Annotated in this window: 13 protein-coding genes and 1 tRNA gene; 10 read left to right on the top strand and 4 right to left on the bottom strand. The window is 58.9% G+C overall.

Annotation, left to right across the window (positions count from 1 at the left end; translation table 11 throughout):
* Positions 1–78: 78 nt before the first annotated feature.
* The gene (gene rlmN / locus ACGHIZ_RS11610; protein ID WP_055287295.1) at positions 79–1,131 is read right to left on the bottom strand and encodes a 23S rRNA (adenine(2503)-C(2))-methyltransferase RlmN; all 1,053 of its coding nucleotides are present in this window, start codon (positions 1,129–1,131) and stop codon (positions 79–81) included.
* Positions 1,132–1,216: 85 nt separating this feature from the next.
* Here rlmN and ACGHIZ_RS11605 point away from each other — a divergent pair, with 85 nt between their 5' ends.
* Together ACGHIZ_RS11605 and ACGHIZ_RS11600 are read left to right on the top strand one after the other, a co-directional pair.
* A complete protein-coding gene (locus ACGHIZ_RS11605) occupies positions 1,217–2,182 on the top strand; it encodes a D-alanine--D-alanine ligase (protein ID WP_390448224.1) in 966 nt (321 codons plus the stop codon).
* Positions 2,176–5,070 carry a helicase C-terminal domain-containing protein gene (locus ACGHIZ_RS11600; protein ID WP_390448221.1) on the top strand — a complete coding sequence of 965 codons (2,895 nt, stop codon included), beginning with the start codon at positions 2,176–2,178 and terminating at the stop codon, positions 5,068–5,070. The genes ACGHIZ_RS11605 and ACGHIZ_RS11600 overlap by 7 nt, the downstream gene beginning before the upstream one ends.
* Here the strand turns inward: ACGHIZ_RS11600 and ACGHIZ_RS11595 are convergent.
* Positions 5,067–5,984 (bottom strand): helix-turn-helix transcriptional regulator, encoded by a 918-nt coding sequence (locus ACGHIZ_RS11595; protein WP_390448218.1) that lies wholly within the window; start codon positions 5,982–5,984, stop codon positions 5,067–5,069. The genes ACGHIZ_RS11600 and ACGHIZ_RS11595 overlap by 4 nt on opposite strands.
* The gene (locus ACGHIZ_RS11590; RefSeq protein WP_390448215.1) at positions 5,971–6,993 is read right to left on the bottom strand and encodes a helix-turn-helix transcriptional regulator; all 1,023 of its coding nucleotides are present in this window, start codon (positions 6,991–6,993) and stop codon (positions 5,971–5,973) included. The genes ACGHIZ_RS11595 and ACGHIZ_RS11590 overlap by 14 nt, the downstream gene beginning before the upstream one ends.
* 198 nt (positions 6,994–7,191) lie before the next feature.
* Here ACGHIZ_RS11590 and ACGHIZ_RS11585 point away from each other — a divergent pair, with 198 nt between their 5' ends.
* Together ACGHIZ_RS11585 and ACGHIZ_RS11580 are read left to right on the top strand one after the other, a co-directional pair.
* Complete coding sequence (locus tag ACGHIZ_RS11585; RefSeq protein ID WP_390448210.1) at positions 7,192–10,389, top strand: hypothetical protein; 3,198 nt, start codon at positions 7,192–7,194, stop codon at positions 10,387–10,389.
* Positions 10,390–10,410: 21 nt separating this feature from the next.
* Entirely contained in the window at positions 10,411–10,629 is a 219-nt protein-coding gene (locus ACGHIZ_RS11580; protein ID WP_022094153.1) for a hypothetical protein, read from the top strand.
* A 66-nt stretch (positions 10,630–10,695) separates the two neighbouring features.
* Here the strand turns inward: ACGHIZ_RS11580 and ACGHIZ_RS11575 are convergent, their stop codons facing one another.
* Positions 10,696–14,127, bottom strand: coding sequence for a SpaA isopeptide-forming pilin-related protein (locus ACGHIZ_RS11575; protein ID WP_390448207.1), 3,432 nt, complete (start codon positions 14,125–14,127; stop codon positions 10,696–10,698).
* Between the two features lie 297 nt (positions 14,128–14,424).
* Between ACGHIZ_RS11575 and ACGHIZ_RS11570 the strand changes: the two genes are divergently transcribed.
* From ACGHIZ_RS11570 to ACGHIZ_RS11545, 6 genes are all read left to right on the top strand, one after another.
* A tRNA-Gly gene (locus tag ACGHIZ_RS11570) sits at positions 14,425–14,499 on the top strand.
* A 425-nt stretch (positions 14,500–14,924) separates the two neighbouring features.
* Complete coding sequence (gene purB, locus ACGHIZ_RS11565; protein ID WP_055251306.1) at positions 14,925–16,271, top strand: adenylosuccinate lyase; 1,347 nt, start codon at positions 14,925–14,927, stop codon at positions 16,269–16,271.
* Positions 16,272–16,399: 128 nt separating this feature from the next.
* The gene (locus ACGHIZ_RS11560; RefSeq protein WP_006236206.1) at positions 16,400–16,663 is read left to right on the top strand and encodes a TIGR03905 family TSCPD domain-containing protein; all 264 of its coding nucleotides are present in this window, start codon (positions 16,400–16,402) and stop codon (positions 16,661–16,663) included.
* The gene (locus tag ACGHIZ_RS11555; protein WP_055310311.1) at positions 16,663–17,874 is read left to right on the top strand and encodes a twin-arginine translocation signal domain-containing protein; all 1,212 of its coding nucleotides are present in this window, start codon (positions 16,663–16,665) and stop codon (positions 17,872–17,874) included. The genes ACGHIZ_RS11560 and ACGHIZ_RS11555 overlap by 1 nt, the downstream gene beginning before the upstream one ends.
* A gap of 153 nt (positions 17,875–18,027) precedes the next feature.
* Complete coding sequence (locus ACGHIZ_RS11550; protein WP_006236208.1) at positions 18,028–18,750, top strand: response regulator transcription factor; 723 nt, start codon at positions 18,028–18,030, stop codon at positions 18,748–18,750.
* 131 nt (positions 18,751–18,881) lie between these two features.
* Positions 18,882–20,327, top strand: coding sequence for an ATP-binding protein (locus ACGHIZ_RS11545; RefSeq protein ID WP_390448202.1), 1,446 nt, complete (start codon positions 18,882–18,884; stop codon positions 20,325–20,327).
* The last annotated feature ends 99 nt before the right edge of the window (positions 20,328–20,426 follow it).

Genomic DNA, 20,426 nt, shown 5'->3' with positions numbered 1-20,426 from the left:
ATGAAACGACCCCGGTTGCATATCCTGCAACCGGGGTCGTTCGATGTTTCACATGAAACGTTTTGGGGTGCGACTCCCCTATGCGTTCTTCTGAACTTTGAAGCGCTGCTTCAGCTGTCCGCAAGCGGCGTCAATATCGTTACCACGGGAGTTACGAATCGTTGTCTCGATGCCACGGGACTCAAGGCGACGCTGAAGATCCTCAACCTTATGAATCGGCGACGGCTTGAGCGGGCTACCCTCGATGTCGTTAAGCTGAATGAGGTTAACGTGGCACAGCGTTCCCTCGCAGAAGTCGCAAAGCGCCTGCATTTCCGGATTCGTATCGTTGACGCCTTCGATCATGGCATACTCATAGGTTGGGCGGCGGCCGGTCTTCTCGGTGTAGAGCTGAAGCGCTTCGTGAAGGCGAAGCAGCGTGTACTTCTTAACACCGGGCATGAGCTTATTGCGCGTCGACTGGATGGCGGAATGCAGTGAAACAGCAAGCGTGAACTGCTCGGGGATGTCGGCAAATTTGCGAATACCGGGAATAACGCCACTGGTAGAGACGGTGAGGTGACGAGCGCCGATACCGATGCCATCGGGGTCGTTGAGGATTCGCAGCGCCTTGAGAACCTCGTCGTAGTTGGCAAACGGCTCGCCCTGGCCCATGAAGACAACGCTCGTGGCGCGCTCGCCAAAGTCGTTGGATACATGAAGTACCTGGTCGACGATCTCTTGAGCGGTCAGAGAGCGCTTGAGGCCGTTGAGACCGGTAGCGCAAAAGGCGCAGCCCATGCCACAGCCAGCTTGGGTGGAAACGCAGACGGAAAGCTTGTTACGACGGGGCATGCCGACAGTCTCGACGGAAACGCCGTCGTGGTACTCGAGCAAATACTTGCGAGAGCCATCTTTGGAAACCTGCTTGGTTAGTTCAGTCGGCGTGTCAAAGGCAAAAGCCTCTTTAAGCTGCTCGCGGAAAGCCTTAGGAAGGTTTGTCATATCGTCAAACGAACAAACGTTCTTCTCAAAGACCCATTCGATGAGCTGCTTCGCGCGGAAGGCTGGCTGGCCAAGTTCGGCCACGAGCTCGCGAATATCGTTTTGGCTCAAGTCGCGAATGTCCTGAGATTTAGTCCTGGGATTCATGGAAGCCTTTCGATTTTGGGGAAACGTAGAGGGTATCGCTACAATATGGTATCAGCTGCAGAAATTATAGAGGAGGAGTCTGCCCATGCCGGGTAAAAGCCTAGAGAACATGCACGTAGCGGTCTTGGCGGGCGGTCATTCCGCTGAGCGCGAGATCTCGCTCAATTCGGGAAAGAACGTCGTGGTTGCCTTGAAGGAGGCCGGCTACACTTCGGTGGAGCTGCTCGACACGGCTGCTGATGACTTTATGGTAACCATGGCAACCGGCGGCTTTGAGGTGGCGTTTATCGCCATGCACGGTGCCGGCGGCGAGGATGGCGCCATGCAAGGCGCCATGGAGACCCTGGGTATCCCCTACACGGCTTCGGGCGTGCTTGCCAGCGCCTGCGGTGCCGACAAGGAGGTCTCTAAGCTCCTGTACGCCAAGGCGGGCATTCCCATTGCCCCCGGCCTTGCGCTCGAGGTGGGCGATGAAGTCGATATCGATCGTATCGTCGAGGTTTGTGGCGAGCGCTGCTTTGTGAAGCCGGCCGTCAACGGTTCCAGCTATGGCATTTCCCTGGTCCATGAGCCCTCCGAGCTGCCCGCGGCAATCGCCAAGGCGTTTGAGTACGGCGACAAAGTACTGGTCGAGAAGTGCATCGAGGGTACCGAGATCACCGTCGGCGTATACGGCGAAGATGACGTGCGCGCTCTGCCGATTGTCGAGATTCGTAAGCCCGAGGACTGCGAGTTCTACGATCTGGACGTGAAGTATGTCGACCCTACGGACATCCATCGTATTCCGGCGCAGATTTCACCCGAGAATTACGCTCGCGCTCAGGAGCTTGCCTGTGCTGCTCACAAGGCCCTCGGTTGCCTGGGCATCTCGCGCAGCGATTTTATCGTGAGCGAGGACGGCCCCGTCATCCTCGAGACCAATACCATTCCCGGAATGACCGATACGTCGCTGTATCCGGATGAGATTCGCCACACCGACGACATGACGTTCCCGCAGGTCTGTGACAGCCTGATCCGTATGGGCCTTCGTCGAGCGGGCATTGCATGCTAATCGAGGACGCGGTTTTGTCAGGAACGCCGCAGTTTGTCATCGACTCCTATGCCACGCTTGCCGAGCGCGCCAAAACACAGTCCTTCGGCCTTATTGAGGAAGATGTGATCGTCCTCGATACCGAGACAACGGGTCTTTCGGTGCAGGACAACGAGCTGATCGAGATCTCGGCGGCCCGCCTTTCGGGCCGCGAGGTCATCGACCGCTTCGATACCTTCGTGCATCCCAAGCAGCTGATTCCCGCCGAGATTACCGAGCTCACGAGCATTACAAATGCCGATGTGGCAGATGCCCCGTCGGCCGTTGAGGCTGTTGCCGCTCTCGCCGATTTTGTCGGTGGCTGTCCGGTGATCGCACACAACGCCACGTTCGACCGCTCGTTTATCGAGTCGGTCAAAGGCGGCGTCAACGTGAGCGATATTTGGATCGATTCGCTGGCGCTGTCGCGCATCGCGCTTCCGCGCCTGGCCTCTCACAAGCTGTCTTTTATGGCCGATCTGTTTGGCTGCGACTCGGTATCACACCGTGCCAATGCCGACGTCGACGCCCTGTGTGGCGTATGGCGCGTGTTGCTCGTGGCGCTCACCGACTTGCCCCAGGGCCTCATGGCGCGCCTAGCCGACATGCATCCGGACGTGCCTTGGTCCTATCGTCCTATCTTCTCGTTCTTGGCAGGGCAGAACCCTGGTTCTATCTTCTCTCTCAGCGCCGCTCGTGCTGACGTTCTCAAGGCCGATCGCGCCGACGATCGGGTGGACGCCGATGAACTGCCGGTACTCAAGATGCCGAGTCGTGAGGAGATTGAGGCAGACTATGCGCCAGGTGGTCTGGTCAATCGCATGTATCCCACCTACGAGCCGCGTGATGAGCAGATCGCGATGGCGCTCGAGGTCCGCGATGCGCTGGTCACGGGCACTCATCGAGTAATTGAGGCAGGCACAGGCGTCGGCAAATCGATGGCCTATCTGGTGCCTTTTGCCGAGGCAGCACGCCGTAACAACATCACGGTTGGTATTGCGACCAAATCGAACAATCTTGCCGACCAGCTCATGTACCATGAGCTGCCAAAACTTGCCGAGCAACTGGACGGTGGTCTGTCGTTTTGCGCTCTCAAGGGGTATGACCACTATCCGTGCCTGCGCAAGCTTGAGCGCATGAGCCGCGGCCAGGTCGAGATTACCACCAAGCGCGATCCGGCGGATACGCTCACGGCGGTCGCGGTCATTATGGCGTACGTCTGCCAATCGGCCGATGGCGACCTCGACTCGCTTGGCATTCGGTGGCGCAGCGTCAACCGCCCCGACTTTACGACGGCCTCGCGCGAGTGTGCTCGCCGCCTCTGCCCGTTTTTCCCTGATAAATGTTTGGTCCACGGCGCTCGCCGTCGTGCGGCGCATGCCGATGTGGTGGTCACCAACCATTCCCTGCTGTTCCGCAATGTCGCGGCCGAGGGCAGGATTTTACCTCCGATTCGTCATTGGGTAATCGACGAGGCCCATTCCATCGAGCGCGAGGCACGCCGCCAGTGGGCGAGCGTGGTGTCGGCGGACGAATCACGCGTTCTGTTTGAGCGCCTGGGTGGCTCGAGCGCCGGCGCGCTAAGCCAGGTTTCCCGTGATTTGGCAACCTCCGAGGGCTCTACGCTCTATCTGGGCCTTACTGCCAAGGCGACGTCGACGGTTGCGCGCGCGAGCATGGCGATCGCCGACGTGTTCGATGGAGTACGCGAGCTCGGCCGCCGTGCCCGTGGGAGTTATGACAACGCCAATCTGTGGATTGGCCCCGAGCTGCGCGAATCTGACGACTGGCATGATTTCTTACAGTCGGCCTACACTGGCATCGACGCATTGGAACAAGCTGACAAGAGCGTCGACGCGCTGGTGCAAGCCGTCGCCGCCGACAAGCCCGAGGTTGTTGTCGACCTGGGTGATATCTCGCGCCGCCTGCACGAGCTGGCCGAGAACCTCAAACTCATCATTGATGGCACCGATGAACACTACGTGTATTCGCTGCAGGTCAATCGCAGACTTCGTGCCGGCGGAGAGTCGATGACCGCAGAGCGCATCGACATTGGCGAGGCTTTGGCAACCGAGTGGCTACCCGAGGTTCACACGGCTATCTTTGCCTCGGCGACCATGACGGTGTCCAAAAGCTTTGAGCACTTTAACCATGCGGTTGGCCTCGATCGCATCGGTGCTTCAACATCCTCATCGCTGCACTTGGACTCGAGCTACGACTTTGATTCGAACATGGCTGTAGTCGTTGCGGGCGATATCCCCGATCCGCGCGATCGTGAGAGCTATCTTACGGCGCTCGAGCGCGTGCTGGTCGACGCCCATCTTGCCATGGGCGGATCGGTGCTCACGCTGTTCACCAATCGGCGCGACATGGAAGACCTGTATGCCCGCGTTGAGCCCAAGATGGCCCGTGCGGGTCTTGAGCTCAACTGCCAGCAGCGCAACTCATCTCCTCGTCGTCTGCGCGACCGGTTTATCAACGAGCCGACCTCGTCGCTTTTTGCGCTTAAGGCCTTCTGGGAGGGATTCGACGCCAGCGGCGAGACGCTGCGCTGCGTCATCATTCCCAAGCTGCCGTTCTCGAGCCCCACGGACCCGCTCTCGTGCGAGCGCAACCTGCGCGAAGACCGCGCTTGGGCGCGCTATTCGCTGCCCGAGGCGGTGCTCGAGGTCAAGCAGGCGGCCGGCCGCCTTATCCGCTCGTCGACCGATTGCGGCGTGCTGATTCTGGCCGACCCGCGCCTGGTGACGAAGGGCTACGGAAAGAAGTTCTTAACGTCGCTGCCCACGAGCTCCTATCAGCGCATCGAATCGGCGCAGATCGGTCACTATCTGCAACTGTGGCGCGCACGCCACGAGCGGCGGCGCTAAAGCGGACAGACGAGGGTTTTTGCCATTTCGCACAGACGCTTTGACAAGGCGGGGTCATCCAAGATGCGGATGGCTCCGCCCGCTGCGATTATCTGGCTCAGTAGCCAACGCTCGGAGCCGTAATGCACGGTTACCGTTGCCTTGTCTGCCCCGCTGCGCTCGATGAGGGTGATGCCGGCCCAGTCCAGATGCTCCGCCATATCGAGTGGCATCAAGAGCTTTGCGCTACGCTGCGTCCGGGCAAGGGAATCGTGGAGGGATGCAACGTCCTGTACATGAGGCACGACGGAGTCTTCCGTCAAGGTGAGTCCCTCGATTTTATCCATGCGATAGGTGCGCTGCTCATCGACCGCGATGTCCCAGGCAATTAGGTATGTTTGGTCGCCGTTTGCCGTAATGCGCAAGGGGTCGACCAGACGCTCGCGTGGCCGTGCATCGTCCATCGAGCGATATGAGATACGACAGCGAACGCCGTCCTGAATGGCGCAGCTCAGCTGCTGCCAGTGCGACCCGCGGTTGACGGTGTCAAAGACGCGCTGGTTATAGCCGAGCTCTTCGGGTAGAAGAGCATGTCGAATCCGAGCCGCCGCCTGGCGCTCGATCCCCAACGATTCAAGTTCATGGTTGAGCACAGCGCCCTCGGCGGCACTCAGGCGCAGCGGTAACACACGCCCGGCGTCACCGGTGAGGACCACACGCTCGCTGCGGCATTCGCAGATGATGCGCGCGCCCGATTCTCGGTCCGCGAGCGTCGAGACGATCTCGAGAATCTCGTCGAGCGACACCCCCGTGATGTCAAAGCGACTGCAAATCTCGGTTCGTGTCATGCCGCTCTCGTCGGCGGCGTAGAGGGCCTCCATGATGTCGATAGCGCGCGAGAGTCTCTGCTCGCTGGTGAGTTTACGCACGGGCATGCTCGTGCACCGTCCTTTCAATGAGGCGGTTCCACGCCTGCTTGAGCGATTTGGGGGCCATGGGCCTCATGCCGTCCATGGCGTGGGCCATGCAAAATGAGGCGGCGGCTTCAAGATCGCGCACGTCAACGGTCCAAGTCCATCCCGAATCGGTGTGTGCGAGCTCACCTCGCCCGCGCGTGAGGCCGTTGATCATATCGATCTGCGTCTGCGGGGCGAACGAGAACGTAGCCGCAACGGGCGGGCGGTCGGCAAAATCGAATTCAAAGAACAGGTAGTCGTTGAGATTGAAGTCTGCAGGGATGGCGTAGGCCTTCGAAGGACGCCAAGCGCGAACGATACGGTCGCAGCGGAATGTCCTGATGTCGTCGGTGGCATTGTCGAGGCCGCAGAAGTACGCAACGCCCTCGCGCTCGAACATGCCGTAGACGCAGACGGTACGCTCTTTCTGCTCACCGCGTCCGTTCTGATATAAAAATCGCAGCGCGCACCGCTCGGCAAAGGCGCTCCATACCGCATCGACGGTGGGAGAGCGGCGGATCGGTGCATCGTCCACCGCCGACATGCCGGTGAGGTAGGCAATCTTGGAGCGAATATCGGCAAGCGGCGCGGCAAAGGTGGATGAGCCGGCCGCTAACGTCTGGTCGATGGCGTTGAGCAGGATATCGGCGTCGTCTGCGGTGATGAGGCCGCCTGCAGCAAACGTGTGCTCGCGGTCGATTGTCCACGAGCTTTCCTCGGTCTCCTGCGCACCGGCGGGGCGAACCTCCTTGATTAAGATGCCACGCTCGAGCAGTTTGTCACGATCGCGCCGAAACTTGCGCTTATCCGAGTCAATGTTGCCCGAGCCATATCCCAGGTCAGAATCCAAGACGATCTGCTCGGTCGTCAGCGGTTCGGGGGAGCTATTGAGCACAAAGAAAAGATTGAGGATGCGCTGGGCCGTTTTATCGAAACTGGGCTCCGAATTCCCCTTTTTAATTGTCGCGGTCGTGTCGCTTGCCGTCATAGAGTCCTCGCATGAGAAGGTGGTTTGCTGCCATGATTTTAGTCCGATATGGAGATTAGGCTATATCCTTGTCCGCTCGGGGCGTTAAGATGGCCCGAATTCGGTCGTTTGCGCTCGCTCGGGGTATACTTTCGACTATATACGGTTCTAATGTGCATGCATTGGGCCTATTTGTCGGATTATGGATGTGGAGCGCACATGGCGAACACCCAGAACTATATTAACCACCTGCTGCAGAACACCGGCATTACGCCGGCATGCAGCGAAGAAGAGCGCTTGGCTGCCGAGGATATCGCTCAGATCTTCCGCAACCACGGCTTTGATCCCGAGGTTCAGGAGTTCAATGCCCCGGCGCCCAGTAGGTTGGCATTTGCCGTTACCGGTATTCTTGCGTTTGCCGGCGCCCTGCTGATGGGCATCGGTGGCGGTATCGGCTTGGTCGGCACCTTGCTGTCCATTGTCGGCGCCGTTCTTTACGTGCTCGAGCGCACGGGCCACCCCGTGGTTTCGCGCCTGGGCAAGACGGGCGTGAGCCAAAATGTCATCGCCTACCACAAGGCCTCGGGCCCGCTCGCGTCTCCGCGCAACCGCCCGGTGGTCGTTGTCGCACACTACGACTCTCCCCGTGCTGAGCTGCTCGCCCGCGAGCCCTATGCTTCGTATCGTGCACTCATCGCCAAGCTGTTGCCCGTTGCCACGGTTGCCCCTGCTGCCGTTGCCATCCTGCGTATCCTGCCGCTCCCCGGCGCGCTCAAGGTTCTGCTGTGGATTGTCGCGATCCTCGCTTCCCTCGTTGCACTTGTCAACGCGGCAAACATCATCTCTAACCGCCACATTCTTCCCTATACGTCCGGCGCGGTGTGCAACAAGTCTTCTGTCGCCGCCATGCTCGGCGTCATGGACAACGTTGCTCCCTTTCAGGGCGAAAACGAGTTTCCCGACGATGTTCCGTTCGATACCTATTTTGGGGAGCAGAAGCGTCGTGCCGAAGAAATGGCGCGCGCAGCGGCGGAGTATGCCGCGGCCCAGCAGCAAAACGACTACGGCAACACCATCGAGTACGAAGAGCCTACCTACGCCGAGGACGAGTTCGGTCAGCCGACTGCTCCCGACGCTCAGACCGAGCCCGAACAGGGTGAGGCTTTCGACGAGCAGATCGAGGGCTTTGAGGGTGCGTCTGCCGACGAGACGCTGATTGGCGCCATTGTGCCCGAGGATCAGAATCAGGCTGTCCAGGCCGAAGAGTTCAATGACGAGGTTCCCGCTGCCGAGCCGGCGGAGGAGCCTGTCGCGGCCGAGCCCGAGCCCAAGCTCTATCGCAATGCCGCCGGCAACATCCGCTTTGGTTCGGATGCCATCCGTGCGCTCGGAATGCTTCCCGAGTCCTGCACGCTCGATTACGAGGAGGGCGAGGAGCCGACGTTTGAGCCCGAGCCTGCCCCCGTCGTGACTGCGCCTGCGCCTGTTGCCACCGTGGATGATGAGTCTGCCGCGGTTACCGCTGCCGTTGCCGAGCCCGAGGCAGTGTCCGCGATCGATCCCGCGGCAGGACTGGACATTTTGGCTCCCGCCGCGCCGGCGCAAGACGTTGCGGACGAGTCTGACGACGATTACGTTGAACAACCGAGGCGCGTGTCTTACGAGAGCGATACTGATTTCTCGGCCGAGATTCCCGCGGCAACGCCGCATGCCGACATTGCATCCGCGTTCTCGTCGATTGGCGCCAGCGCTTCCAACTTCTTTAAGGGTGCGTTTGCAAAGGGCAAGAAATTTGTCGACGATTTCGAGGAGAAGCGCGCTGCCGCACGCGAGGCTGCCGAGCAGGAGGCTATCGCTCAGCAGCAGGCAGCCGAGGCGGCACGTGAGCTCGCGGCGCAAGAGTTCGAGCAGAACGAGGCTATGCAGTCCGCGCCCGTCGAAGCCGCCGAAGCTACAACGTCCTTTGAGTCCCAGCAACCGGCGTCCGCGGATGTTGTTGAAGCGACGACGTCTTTCGAGGCTCAGCAGCACGTCGATAGCACCATGTCGTTTGATGCCGCGCAGTTCGATTCCACGATAACGTTTGAAAAACAGGGCACCGCGATTGCCGAGCCCCTTCCTGTTTCCGATGAGCAGGGCGACGCGGCAGACGATGACGAGCCTGTTGATGCTGCCGAAATCCAAGATGCCGCCGAGGACGAGCCCGTCGAGGCCAACTCTGACGAAGAGCAATACGCGGCAGCCGAGCAAGATGATTCGACCGAGGTCGAGCAGGAGGAAGTGCCTGCGGTTTCCGAGACTCCCGAGACGGATGAGTCGAGGCCTTATTCCACGCAGATTTTCACCATGCCGACCCCGAGTGGTTCCGGTGCCACGGTTGCCAATGTCGCTCCCACCCAGGACGAAACGGTCGATTCCCTTATGGCCCAGATTTCCTCCCAGGCATCGCCGCGCCCGCAGATGAATGTTCCCGATCCGGCGTCGGCACCGTCGCCTGCACCTTCCTCGTCTCCGCTGGCTTCGGTCCCCGATCCGTCGCTGCCGTCTATGAAGCAGGCAAACGTTGCGTCTCGCACGTCGCTGTTCGACCTTCCCGACCCCTCCGCACAGGTCAATGATCCCTTTGCTACTGCCCAGGGCCCCGAACCCACATCGGCACCCGTTGCGCCTCCTATGCCCGTTGCGTCGGGCGCACAGCCGATCGAGACCATTTCGGCTCCCGCCCCGGCGGCACCCAAGTCTCGTAAGCGCGGCCTGGGTGGTCTGTTCGGCCGTAAAAAGAAAAACGAGCAGGACAGCATGAGTGACTGGCTGGGCGTCGAAGACGATTACGATGCCAAGAAGTCCGGTCGCGGTATCGGTTCGTGGGATAACTTCGAGGACGATAACGATGGCTGGAAGGGTGGCGCTACGTCTTCCGATGGCGCTTCTTCCGAAGATATGCTCTCGGCTGTCGCCTCTATGGGCGATGATGAGCTGCTCGGTCACGATATCTGGTTTGTGGCAACGGGCGCCTCGGATTGTGATGGCGCTGGCATGAAGGCCTTCTTGGCTTCGCATCGCGATAAGCTCCGCGGCGTATTCTTTATCAATCTTGAATCCGTCGGCGCCGGTAGGCTTTCGGTGGTGACGGTCGAGGGCGAACAACAACTGCTCAAGGGCGATCGCCGCATCATGAACCTGGTCAGCAAGGTCTGCAAGTCGTTCCATGTCGATTGTGGCGCGCTCGAGATGCCCTATGCCAAGACCGATGCCTATGCTGCGCTCGAGGCGAGCCGCCGAGCCCTTACCATCGCCGGCGTGGACGGCGCGCGTCTGGCTTGCGCTCGTACCGAGGACGACCTGCCCCACAATGTCAACCCGACGAACATTGCTACGGTATCCGAGGTCGTGACCGAGGTTATCCGCCGTTCGTAGACGGAGCTCTAAGGAGTCAACGTGTTTTCGTATATTAAGCGCCATTGGCCTGTCTACGTGATTTTGACCTTGATTGCCATTGCGTTAGGATTTGGGGCTGCCTACATCGTGGGTGCAAAGGGCTCGACCCCCGCCTCCGCAATCAGCGAAGAGGTGGAGCAAGAACAGAGTACGGGTGCCGATGGGATTCCTGAGTCCGAGCAGGCAATCGTTGATGGTGGATCTTCGTCTGCAGAGTAGATGCGGCGATTTAAATGATTGAAAGCGGGCGAGCCAGGGGACTGGCTCGCCCGCTTTTTCATCGCGCTAGCGCTTCTTTGGGATCGACCTAAGGCGAGCGAACCATAGGGCTGCGGCACCCGAGGTCAGGAGCGCGGTGATGCAAGCGGCGATGGGAACTGATCCTGTTGCCGGTAGGTCCTGCGGTAGGGTACAGCGTTGAATGACGCTGTCCTCGTCATGTGACTCAAGTTTATCGCCGCCACCGTTGCGGCAAAGATCGACGCGCGCGCTGTTGGTGAGTGCGGTTTGGGGCGTATAAGCCGACGTTGCCTGCATGTGTACGACTGCGCCCCGAGCGTCTGTGCCAAGGATTGCTTTGGCATCGTCAAGGTCGTCGTGCTCATCTTTGAGATCATCGCGGGTCCAAGAATCCGCATCGCTTCGAGTCGTAAAGTCGGCGGCTACCGCACCGTATTCAATTCGAATGCCTGTTACGACGGTATTGGATGCAAGGTCGAGCTCTTCCGCCTCGAGTGTGGTGGATTCCGTGGTCGAGACATCCGCCTTCCAGAGGCGCCAGCCGTCGTAATCGACGAGGCGGCAGTCCTCACCAAGGCTCTCTTTTACTTCGTCGGACTCAAGCCAAGGATTTTCGTGTCCATCGTCAAGTGTCGCGTTCGCCGGCTCATCGACGTCTGTCGAGTCCAACGGCGTCGTGCGATACCACACGTTGCACAGACCGTTGAGGTCGCCGATGGCGACGGGGGTTTCGATTGAGATGAATCTCGCCGTGCCGTCTTTGGCGCACTCAAGATCATCGGTAATCGTAAACTCATCAACCCAAGTAGCGGAATCGTTTCGAGCGTCGATGGTATAGGAGAAAAGTCCATCCGTATTAGTTTGCGTCGCGGCGCGATTTTTACCATCGCCGTTAGCCAACAGGCCCTTTTCGATAGGTTGGACAAGTTCCTGACGCTTGTCGACCTGTCCCTTGATCTCGATGGGCGCATCCTTCATCGCGACGGATTGGACTTCTCCCGTATCCTTTATTTCAAACGTTATTTCCTCGGCAAGGTCATAGGTCCGCGGAGACATCATTTCGCGCAACGAGTAGGTGCCGGGTGCAAGATGTTCGACGCGGTGTGGCTTGTCGGATGAGGTCCAGGAGTCTATTTCGGTTTTATCGGGACCATATAAGGTGAGTTGTGCGCCTTCCACTTCCTGCTCACCGCTTGCATCGACCTTGGAGATATCAACCTTGGTGTAATCGTCGGATACGTTAAGCCGTGCTTCTACAACGGGTGTTTTCTGGTCGGCATAAGTAAGGTCGACAATATGGGTTGTCCGATCGAGCAAGAAGCCTGCCGGCGCTTGAGTCTCGACAACCTCGTAGCGTGCGGTGCCAAGTCCCAGCGGGAGGTTGTCCGCGCGTGCTTCTCCAGTTTCATCCGTCGTGATGGTAGCGACAGTCTCACCGTCGAGCGCGGCAATGCTACCGTCGGGGCGCACGATATCACTCGAGGCACGGATCTCAAAGACGGCGCCCGCGAGGCTGCTGCCGTCTATGGCATCGGTTTTAACGATCCTGATGTTTCCGGTCGCGGCGTGGTCATAATACGAGGCGATTGCAACGGGCGTTAGGTTCATGTCGGCGGGTATGTTTACCTCGATCTCCTCGCCGACAAGATAGGGCTCTTTGGCCGAGGTTTCGCGTACATAATAGGTGCCCGGCACGAGCGATTCGGGCAGTGTGACGGTCCCGGTCGCGTCAGTCGTAAAGGTGTCCATTACGTTATGTGTTGGATACCAGCAAGTTTGTGAGACAGATTCGTGATTGCTGTCGAGTAGTTGGAAGGTGAATCCGGCTAGTGGAACAGAAGCGCCTGTTTGGGCATCGCGTTTTACAATCTGGAGATGCGTCGACAGAGCATGGTTGTCCACGATATATTGAAGCTCGGCGCCGTTGGAAATCTGATTGGCCCCGACGGTCCATTCCCCTGCACGTTTAAAACCCTCGGGGACGGTTTCCGGAACCTCGCGAACCGTGTAGCCGGCACGGTCGTATGGGACGGCTCCGTGGACACCGGCGGGTCGCTTGCCTGCGCCGAACCATGCTTCGGGCTGATCTTTGGTGGAGGCAAAGCCATAGACGTTTGTGGTCAGTGTGCCAACAACCTGCTGAGAGCTGTTGCTGACAACCTCAAAGACAACACCACCCGCCGGCTGCTCCAGGCCGGATTGGTCGCTATTGCCGTAATCCTTGAATTTGGAAATCTCAAGGTTAAACGCAATGGGGATATCGGAAACGCGAGATTCGATCTCGACCACGCCTGAATCGCCGAGCTGGTCGGCTCCAACGGTATAGGTCCAGCTGTCGTTGGATGGCAGGTAGCCCTCGGGGGTTTTTGATTCGTAGATGGTAAAGGTTCCTAAGGGGACATCGGCGAGGGTGGCCCGACCGCTTTCGTCGGTCGTGAGGATTTGTGCCCATCCAGGGGTTGATTGCGACACACACGTGAACTCTGCTCCTGCGAGTGAAGATCCCACCTGGGGGCCGGCATTCGTCGCGGCATCGAGTTTTACGATACGCAGATTGATGGTGCCGGGCTGTTCATCAATGGCGACCCGCCCGCCGTCATTCCCCGTGGTAAAGGCAATACGATCGTGGCGGGGGACATAGCCGGCCGGCGCCTTCGTTTCAACTAGGTAGTATGCCGTGTTGGGCAGAAGTGTTGCTTGCGCTCGACCGTTGCTGTCCATCTTGATGGTGCCGACACGCGCGCCGCTGGCGCTCTCAAAAATATCGAATGTTGCCCCGGTACACTGATAGGTATTGTTTCCGCTGGTAATAACGGTGTTAGCAGACTGCTTTTGGAAGGAAACAGAGACCGCCGGCAGTACATAGAGCATGTCTTGACGTTTGCTGCCGCCCGATACGGCTCCTAGATAGCGTCGCGCGCGGTGCGGAGCGGCTTTGATGCTTCCTGATTTTGCGCTGTCGTGGAGCCACCGCGCAGCCGCCACGACTTCATTGTCGGCGGTAAAGTGTCCGCTCTTGGTTTTGCCCTGAGCGGTCGTGTAGGAGTAGGTGCCGTCGACATGGGTAGTGCCGTTGAGCATCCATACGGCAAGCTGGGTGGCGGCGCGGGCGCGATCGGGTGAAAGATGGTAACCGCCAAACGACGTGGCGGTAGGATATCCGTGACAAACGATTGCCGCGAACTCGTCGTCGAGCCACACCCAGCCTTGATCAAAGTTGAGCCATGGGCCGCCCGGTTTGGTGGGGCCGGGGCGCTCCTGGTTCATGCAGTAGGCAATCGAGGTGTCTTGAGCTTCATACTTGCCGATGAAGAAGGGTCCACAATCATCGCTAATAGTGCGGAAGCCGAGCTGGTCGTAGCCATCGACGGCAAATGCGGCTCCCGGTGCCAGGCAGCCGAAAAGCAGGAAGAGGAGCAGGAGCAGCGGACCTGTTGCGATTGCGCTGTGGACAGAGTGCGTGGGTGCGTTGGACATGGCTGCTCCTTATCCCTCGTGCGCCGCACGGGGAGGCTGCGACGCGTAGGATGAGGCTACCCCCGAGGTTCATGCGGGTAAGTACCGGAGCCTGACCAAAAGCTTGCCCGATTTCTGACAAATCGAGCTCAAATACAACAATCAGATAAAAGTGCAGGTAAAAGATGGTAAGAAAAGAAAGACAAAGGTCCTCATCTCCACAATTGGCGCGGTTTTCAAATGATTCTCCACAGCTAAAACAAGCATCACCACCCTTGTATCGAACAAGACAACCGCGTTATACTAGCCAACGCACAAGCGGGCATCGCCAAGTGGTAAGGCATCAGCTTCCCAAGCTGACACTCGCGGGTTCGAGTCCCGTTGCCCGCTCCAGTAAAAAGCACAAGCACGGCAGCGTTACGTTGCCGTGCTTTTTACTACCAAGCGCCGGGACTCGAACCCGCCAGGGTGCGAGCGTTAAGCGAACGCGAAGCGTTTGTAGCGAGCAGGCGAAGGCGCCGACAGGCGCCTGAAGCCGGTGCGGATTTGCGAAGCAAATACGCGGACGTCCCGTTGTCCGCTCCATGGAGCACAGAAGACCTCGGGACGGCCAATTCAACAAAGTCTTCCCCATCGTCACCGTGAATCCGAGGGGATCGACCGCAGCCGGTGCGGATTTGCGAAGCAAATGCGCGGACGTCCCGTTGCCCGCTCCAATTCCAAAATGTTAGGTTAATGCCTGCTGCCCATACTTGCACCTGCGCACGGTATAATGGTTGGGTTACGACCAACGTGCCAATAACCAAAAAGGAGCCGCTATGATCGATCGCTATACCCGCCCGGAGATGGGACACATCTTCTCCCTCGAGAACAAGTACGCCATTTGGCAGGAGATCGAGGTCTTGGCCTGCGAGGCCCAGGCGGAGCTCGGCAAGATCGGTATTTCCAAAGACGAGGCCCAGTGGATCCGCGACCATGCCAACTTTGAGAAGGCGAAGGTCGATGAGATCGAGGAAGTCACGCGCCACGACGTCATTGCCTTCCTGACCAACATGAAGGAATACATCGATGCCGATGTTCCCGAGGGCGACCCCAAGCCCAGCCGCTGGGTTCACTATGGCATGACCAGCTCGGATCTGGGCGACACGGCCCTGTGCTACCAGCTCACCCAGGCCTGCGACCTGATCATCGAGGACGTCAAGAAGCTCGGCGAGATTTGCAAGCGTCGCGCCTTTGAGGAGCGCAACACGCTCTGTGCCGGCCGCACTCATGGCATCCACGCCGAGCCGATGACCTTCGGCATGAAGTTTGGCTCTTGGGCCTGGGAGCTCAAGCGCGATCTGGATCGTCTTGAGGACGCCCGCAAGAATGTTGCCTTTGGTGCCATCTCGGGCGCTGTCGGCACGTACAGCTCCATCGAGCCGTTCGTCGAGGAGTATGTCTGCGAGCACCTGGGCCTGGTTCACGACCCGCTGTCCACGCAGGTTATCAGCCGCGACCATCACGCCTATCTCGCCGGCGTTCTCGCCACCACCGCAGCCACCTGCGAGCGCATCGCTACCGAGGTCCGCAATCTGCAGAAGACTGATACGCTCGAGGCCGAGGAGCCGTTCCGTAAGGGCCAAAAGGGCAGCTCAGCCATGCCGCACAAGCGCAACCCCATCACCATGGAGAAAGTCTGCGGTCTGTCGCGCGTCGTGAAGTCCAACGCCCAGGTTGCCTTCGATAACGTCGCCCTGTGGCACGAGCGTGACATTTCGCACTCCTCTGCCGAGCGCGTCGCCCAGGCCGATAGCTTCATCGCCCTCGACCACATGTTCCAGTGCCTCATCCGCGTTATCGACGGCCTGCAGCTGTACCCTGCCCGCATGATGGCCAACCTCAATAAGACCCGCGGCCTCATCTTCTCCTCCAAGGTGCTGCTCGCCCTCGTCGACACGGGCATCACCCGCGAGGACGCGTACGCCATTGTGCAGGAGAACGCCATGGCAACTTGGCACGAGGTACAGGATTGTGTCTCCGGCCCCACCTTTAAGGAGCGTCTCGAGGCCGACCCGCGCTGCACCGTCAGTCAGGAGAAGCTCGACGAGATCTTTGATCCGTGGGACTTCCTCACCCGTATCGACACGGTCTTTGATCGTCTGGAGCAGCTGAGCTTCGAGTAGGTTCGGGCATAACGTTAGCTTTTTAGGGCGCTTTGCTGGTAATGTGTGTTGCCGGCAAAGCGCCTCGTTGCATTTAGGGAAAGACGGGGATAATAGTCGTCTCGAATAACATTCTGAGAGGGGATCGCATGATTTCGTTTGATTACAAGCCTCAGGGCGTGTGTGCTCGCAATATTCACCTTGATCTTTCCGATGACGGCAACAAGGTGATGGGCGTTGAGTTTACCGGCGGCTGCGACGGCAATCTCAAGGCTATCTCCAAGCTGGTCGAGGGCGCTCCTGCCGATCGCGTAATCGAGGTTCTCGCCGGTAATACCTGCGGTATGAAAAAGACCTCCTGCGCCGACCAGCTTACACGCGCTATCGAGGCCGCTCGCACCGAGATCGCCTAATGGGTATCGCCGATCACATCAAGAACGGAATATCGCGTCGCGGCTTTGTACTCGGTGGGGCTGCCGCGGGCGCTGCCACGGTGCTTGCCGGATGCTCGAAAAAAACGGGCACCAGCGATGATGCCGCCGGCGAGCCGCAGGTTATCAAGGACGATTCCAAGATCATCTCGATTACGGATGAGTACGAGGCAGTCGACATCGATCTTGAGCCGGCGGCGTCGTGGACGCTGCCTCTGGGTACGCTGCTGTACTACTGCGACGGCGATTACGCCGCGGCGATGATGGCGCCCGCATCGGCGCTGCACGCCAACACACTCGGTGTGCTCAACCTGGGTGATGGCTCGCTTACCACATTAATCGAGGATCCTATCGAGGGCACGGGATATGCATTCTACGATGTCCGTGCCGGCGACGGCGTATTCGCGTGGGTTGAGATGAACTTTGCCAATTCATCGTGGAAGCTCTACGCTCAAAATCTGTCGGGCGCTTCGCTCTCTGGCGACGTGGTTGAGCTCGATCGAGGTGGCAAGGACTATGATCCGCCCCTGTTTACGGCGTTCGGGTCATCGGTCATCTGGTATAAAATGCCTTCGGCAGGCGGCAATAAAACGAGTAGTGATTCGTTTTGCTATCGTCGCTCGCTTGATGAATCCAAGGCCGAGGTAATTTGGAAATCGACGGGCCGCTTTGCATCGGCCCCGCGCGCGAGCGACGGCATTTTGACCATCTCGCCGCGTGTCCGCAACGACGAGGGCGTCTACTACGGCATAACGGCAATCGATCTGACCGACGGCAACAACACCAAGCGTGCCCAGTTGGTCCTCCCTTCGTCAGTTTCGCCTTTCGAGGCCGTATATATGGGCGATACCTTCGTGTTTTCTATCGAGGCGGCCTATAGTGGCGTGGGCAGCCTGGGCAATATGGGCACGTATATCGGTAATGAGGGAGGGCCGTACCTCTTCCTGTCACGCGAGCCGCTCGCATGTGCGGCTGGCAAGAAGAATAAATACCTTGTTAAGGTACAGGCGTCGCATTTCCTGATCGACACCTCTGCCAAGACCTATGGCTCGCTGCTGTCGCCCGACCGCGCTTTGGAGTATGGCGATTATCCAGCTACGGCGGGAAAATCGGACTCATTCCTTACGTACGCCACGGTGCGCAACAGCCAGGGTATACCAGAGACGGTCACTGCACGCCTATTCTCTCTTTAAGCTTAGAGGGGTTAAAAAGGCGCCAACAGGGGAATAAACGCGTTGTAATTGTGAGTACCGCCCGCCGAGCTGCCGCGTCATAGCGGCATCTGGCGGGCTCAGGTGCGTTAAAATGGGCTTGTTCTTAGCTAATTGAGACAGGGGGGCCGTGTTATGGCTTCAGATGCAAAAAAGATTCTGCTGGTCGAGGATGAGAAGGCAATCCGTGACGCCGTCGCTGCCTATCTCGAGCGCGAAGGCTACTGGGTTGTGGGCGTCGGCGATGGCCAGTCCGCGATCGAGGAGTTCGAGAAGCATCAGTTCGACCTGGTCGTGCTCGACCTTATGCTCCCCAAGATCCCCGGCGAGCGCGTTTGCCGCACCATTCGCGATACCTCGGATGTCCCCATCATCATGCTGACGGCTAAGGGCGAGATCGAGGACCGTATTATCGGTCTTGAGCTCGGCGCCGACGACTATCTGATTAAGCCGTTCTCGCCGCGCGAGCTCGTCGCCCGCGTTCGCGCTCTGTTCCGCCGTGCCCATCAGGCCGACGAGCCCGCCGTCGAGGTACTCGACTTCGGCGATCTGGTCATCGATATCTCGGGCCACAAGATCTTGGTCGAGGGCAAGGAAGTCGATCTGACGGCTTCCGAGTTCAAGCTGCTCACCACGCTTGCCCGCCATCCCGGCCGTGTGTATAACCGCATGGAGCTGGTCGAGAAAGTGCTCGGGTATGACTTTGAGGGCTATGAGCGCACCATCGATAGCCACGTGAAGAATCTTCGCGCCAAGCTGGGCGATGATCCCAAGAAGCCCAAGTGGCTCTACACCGTCCATGGTGTCGGCTATCGCTTCGAGGCTCCGGCCAAGACCGATAAGTCGGACGAGAAATAGGGAAATCACATATGACACCTGCGCGCTTTGAAATCGGACAAAAGCACAAGCAGGAGAGCGAGGCGGGTTCCAAGGCTAGTTGGAACACGCCTCGTTCCGATTCACGGCCAACGATGAGCTATCCCTCGCGCATGGCACTTGCTTTTGCTCTGACATCGCTCATGACGGTATTGGTGCTGGTGGGCGTTGTCTCTGTTGTGTGGGGCACGGTCTTTTCGGATTACACACGCTCCAATATCGTCGAAATCGCAAATTCCGCTGCCGAGAAGTTGGCGACCTCATATGAGGAAAACGGCTCTTGGACCGCGGGAGAACTGCGCACGGTCGCAACGTCGAGTTTGGTTTCCGACGATCTGGGCATGCAGGTCGTCAATAAAAAGGGTGTGATCGTTTATGACGATTCCTGGCCCTCGGCAAGCGCCACCGCCGATGTACGCGAAAACCAGGCTACGACCGACGACACGAGCGGCAAGAGGGCATCGCATAGCCCGGTCTCGTCTGCTCCAACCGACTCCGATAGCGTTGCTAACGTCGAGATTGTAACGTCTTCCGGCGAGCATGTCGGACAGGTAAAGCTGTGGGCCATCGGCTCCGACGCTCTGCTCACCAAGGCGGACTCTGCGTTTAGGGAGAAGACCTTTAACGCCATGGCTCTCGCCGCGGTTGTTGCAATCTGCATTTCGGTCGTTATCGGATCGCTCGTGTCGCGCATGCTCACCAAACCGATTCATCGCATCACCAGTACCGCAAAGCAAATCCGTGACGGCGACCTGTCGGCTCGCACGGGGCTGCGCGGTGATGACGAGATCGATCAGCTGGGTGAGACCTTCGATGAGATGGCCACCTCGCTCGAGAAGGATATGAAACACGAGAAGCGCCTGACCTCAGACGTTGCACACGAGCTTCGCACGCCGCTTATGGCCATGCTCGCAACGGTCGAGGCCATGCAGGATGGCGTGTATCCCACCGACGATGAGCATTTGGAGACCGTTGCTTCCGAGACGCGTCGCCTGGCTCGTCTGGTGCAGCAGATGCTCGACCTATCGCGTATGGAAAACAGCACGGCTCCGCTCAATCTAGAACCGGTGGACATAGTTCCGTTCGTGCGATCGATTGTGAACGGCCAGGAGCGTCTGTTTGCCGACCGTGACCTTCGTCTTCGCTTTGCAGATGAAACCCAAGGGCACGACGATGTCGTCGAGGCCGATCCCGACATGATCACGCAATGTGTTATCAACCTCATGAGCAACGCCATGCGCTACACCCCCGAGGGCGGTTGGGTCGTGGTGTCGGTGCTCAGTGACCGCAGGCACGTCAGCATTGCCGTTTCTGATACCGGCATCGGTATTGCCAAGGACGATCTGTCGCGCATTTTCGGGCGGTTTTGGCGCGCCGATGCCAGCCGCGCCCGCGAAGCTGGCGGCCTGGGCGTCGGCCTCGCCGTGACCAAGCAGATCGTCGAGCGTCACCATGGCTACATATCCGTGGAGTCGGAGCTTGGAAAGGGTACGACTTTTACAATTCATCTGCCCCGCGAGCACACGGCGGACGCGGCATCTACTACAATGGAGCACTAGCTTTTCGCTATTCGGTGAAGGAGGGGCCGCGTCCCTGCCGCTCCGAGTTTGCGAAAACATGCGGGAAAGAACCCGCATTTCTGTCGTATTTAGGTAAGG

Source organism: Collinsella sp. i05-0019-G5 (genome assembly GCF_042851345.1).
In the GTDB taxonomy this organism is placed as follows: domain Bacteria; phylum Actinomycetota; class Coriobacteriia; order Coriobacteriales; family Coriobacteriaceae; genus Collinsella.
This window is presented reverse-complemented; position numbering and strand designations above follow the sequence as displayed.

Bases quoted from the DNA above. Each gene is read 5' to 3' on its own strand.
- ACGHIZ_RS11545 (WP_390448202.1), top strand. From the start codon at position 18,882: ATGGCACTTGCTTTTGCTCTGACATCGCTCATGACGGTATTGGTGCTG.
- ACGHIZ_RS11590 (WP_390448215.1), bottom strand. From the start codon at position 6,993: ATGACGGCAAGCGACACGACCGCGACAATTAAAAAGGGGAATTCGGAG.
- ACGHIZ_RS11605 (WP_390448224.1), top strand. From the start codon at position 1,217: ATGCCGGGTAAAAGCCTAGAGAACATGCACGTAGCGGTCTTGGCGGGC.
- ACGHIZ_RS11560 (WP_006236206.1), top strand. From the start codon at position 16,400: ATGATTTCGTTTGATTACAAGCCTCAGGGCGTGTGTGCTCGCAATATT.
- rlmN (WP_055287295.1), bottom strand. From the start codon at position 1,131: ATGAATCCCAGGACTAAATCTCAGGACATTCGCGACTTGAGCCAAAAC.
- ACGHIZ_RS11555 (WP_055310311.1), top strand. From the start codon at position 16,663: ATGGGTATCGCCGATCACATCAAGAACGGAATATCGCGTCGCGGCTTT.
- ACGHIZ_RS11585 (WP_390448210.1), top strand. From the start codon at position 7,192: ATGGCGAACACCCAGAACTATATTAACCACCTGCTGCAGAACACCGGC.
- ACGHIZ_RS11600 (WP_390448221.1), top strand. From the start codon at position 2,176: ATGCTAATCGAGGACGCGGTTTTGTCAGGAACGCCGCAGTTTGTCATC.
- ACGHIZ_RS11595 (WP_390448218.1), bottom strand. From the start codon at position 5,984: ATGCCCGTGCGTAAACTCACCAGCGAGCAGAGACTCTCGCGCGCTATC.
- purB (WP_055251306.1), top strand. From the start codon at position 14,925: ATGATCGATCGCTATACCCGCCCGGAGATGGGACACATCTTCTCCCTC.
- ACGHIZ_RS11575 (WP_390448207.1), bottom strand. From the start codon at position 14,127: ATGTCCAACGCACCCACGCACTCTGTCCACAGCGCAATCGCAACAGGT.
- ACGHIZ_RS11550 (WP_006236208.1), top strand. From the start codon at position 18,028: ATGGCTTCAGATGCAAAAAAGATTCTGCTGGTCGAGGATGAGAAGGCA.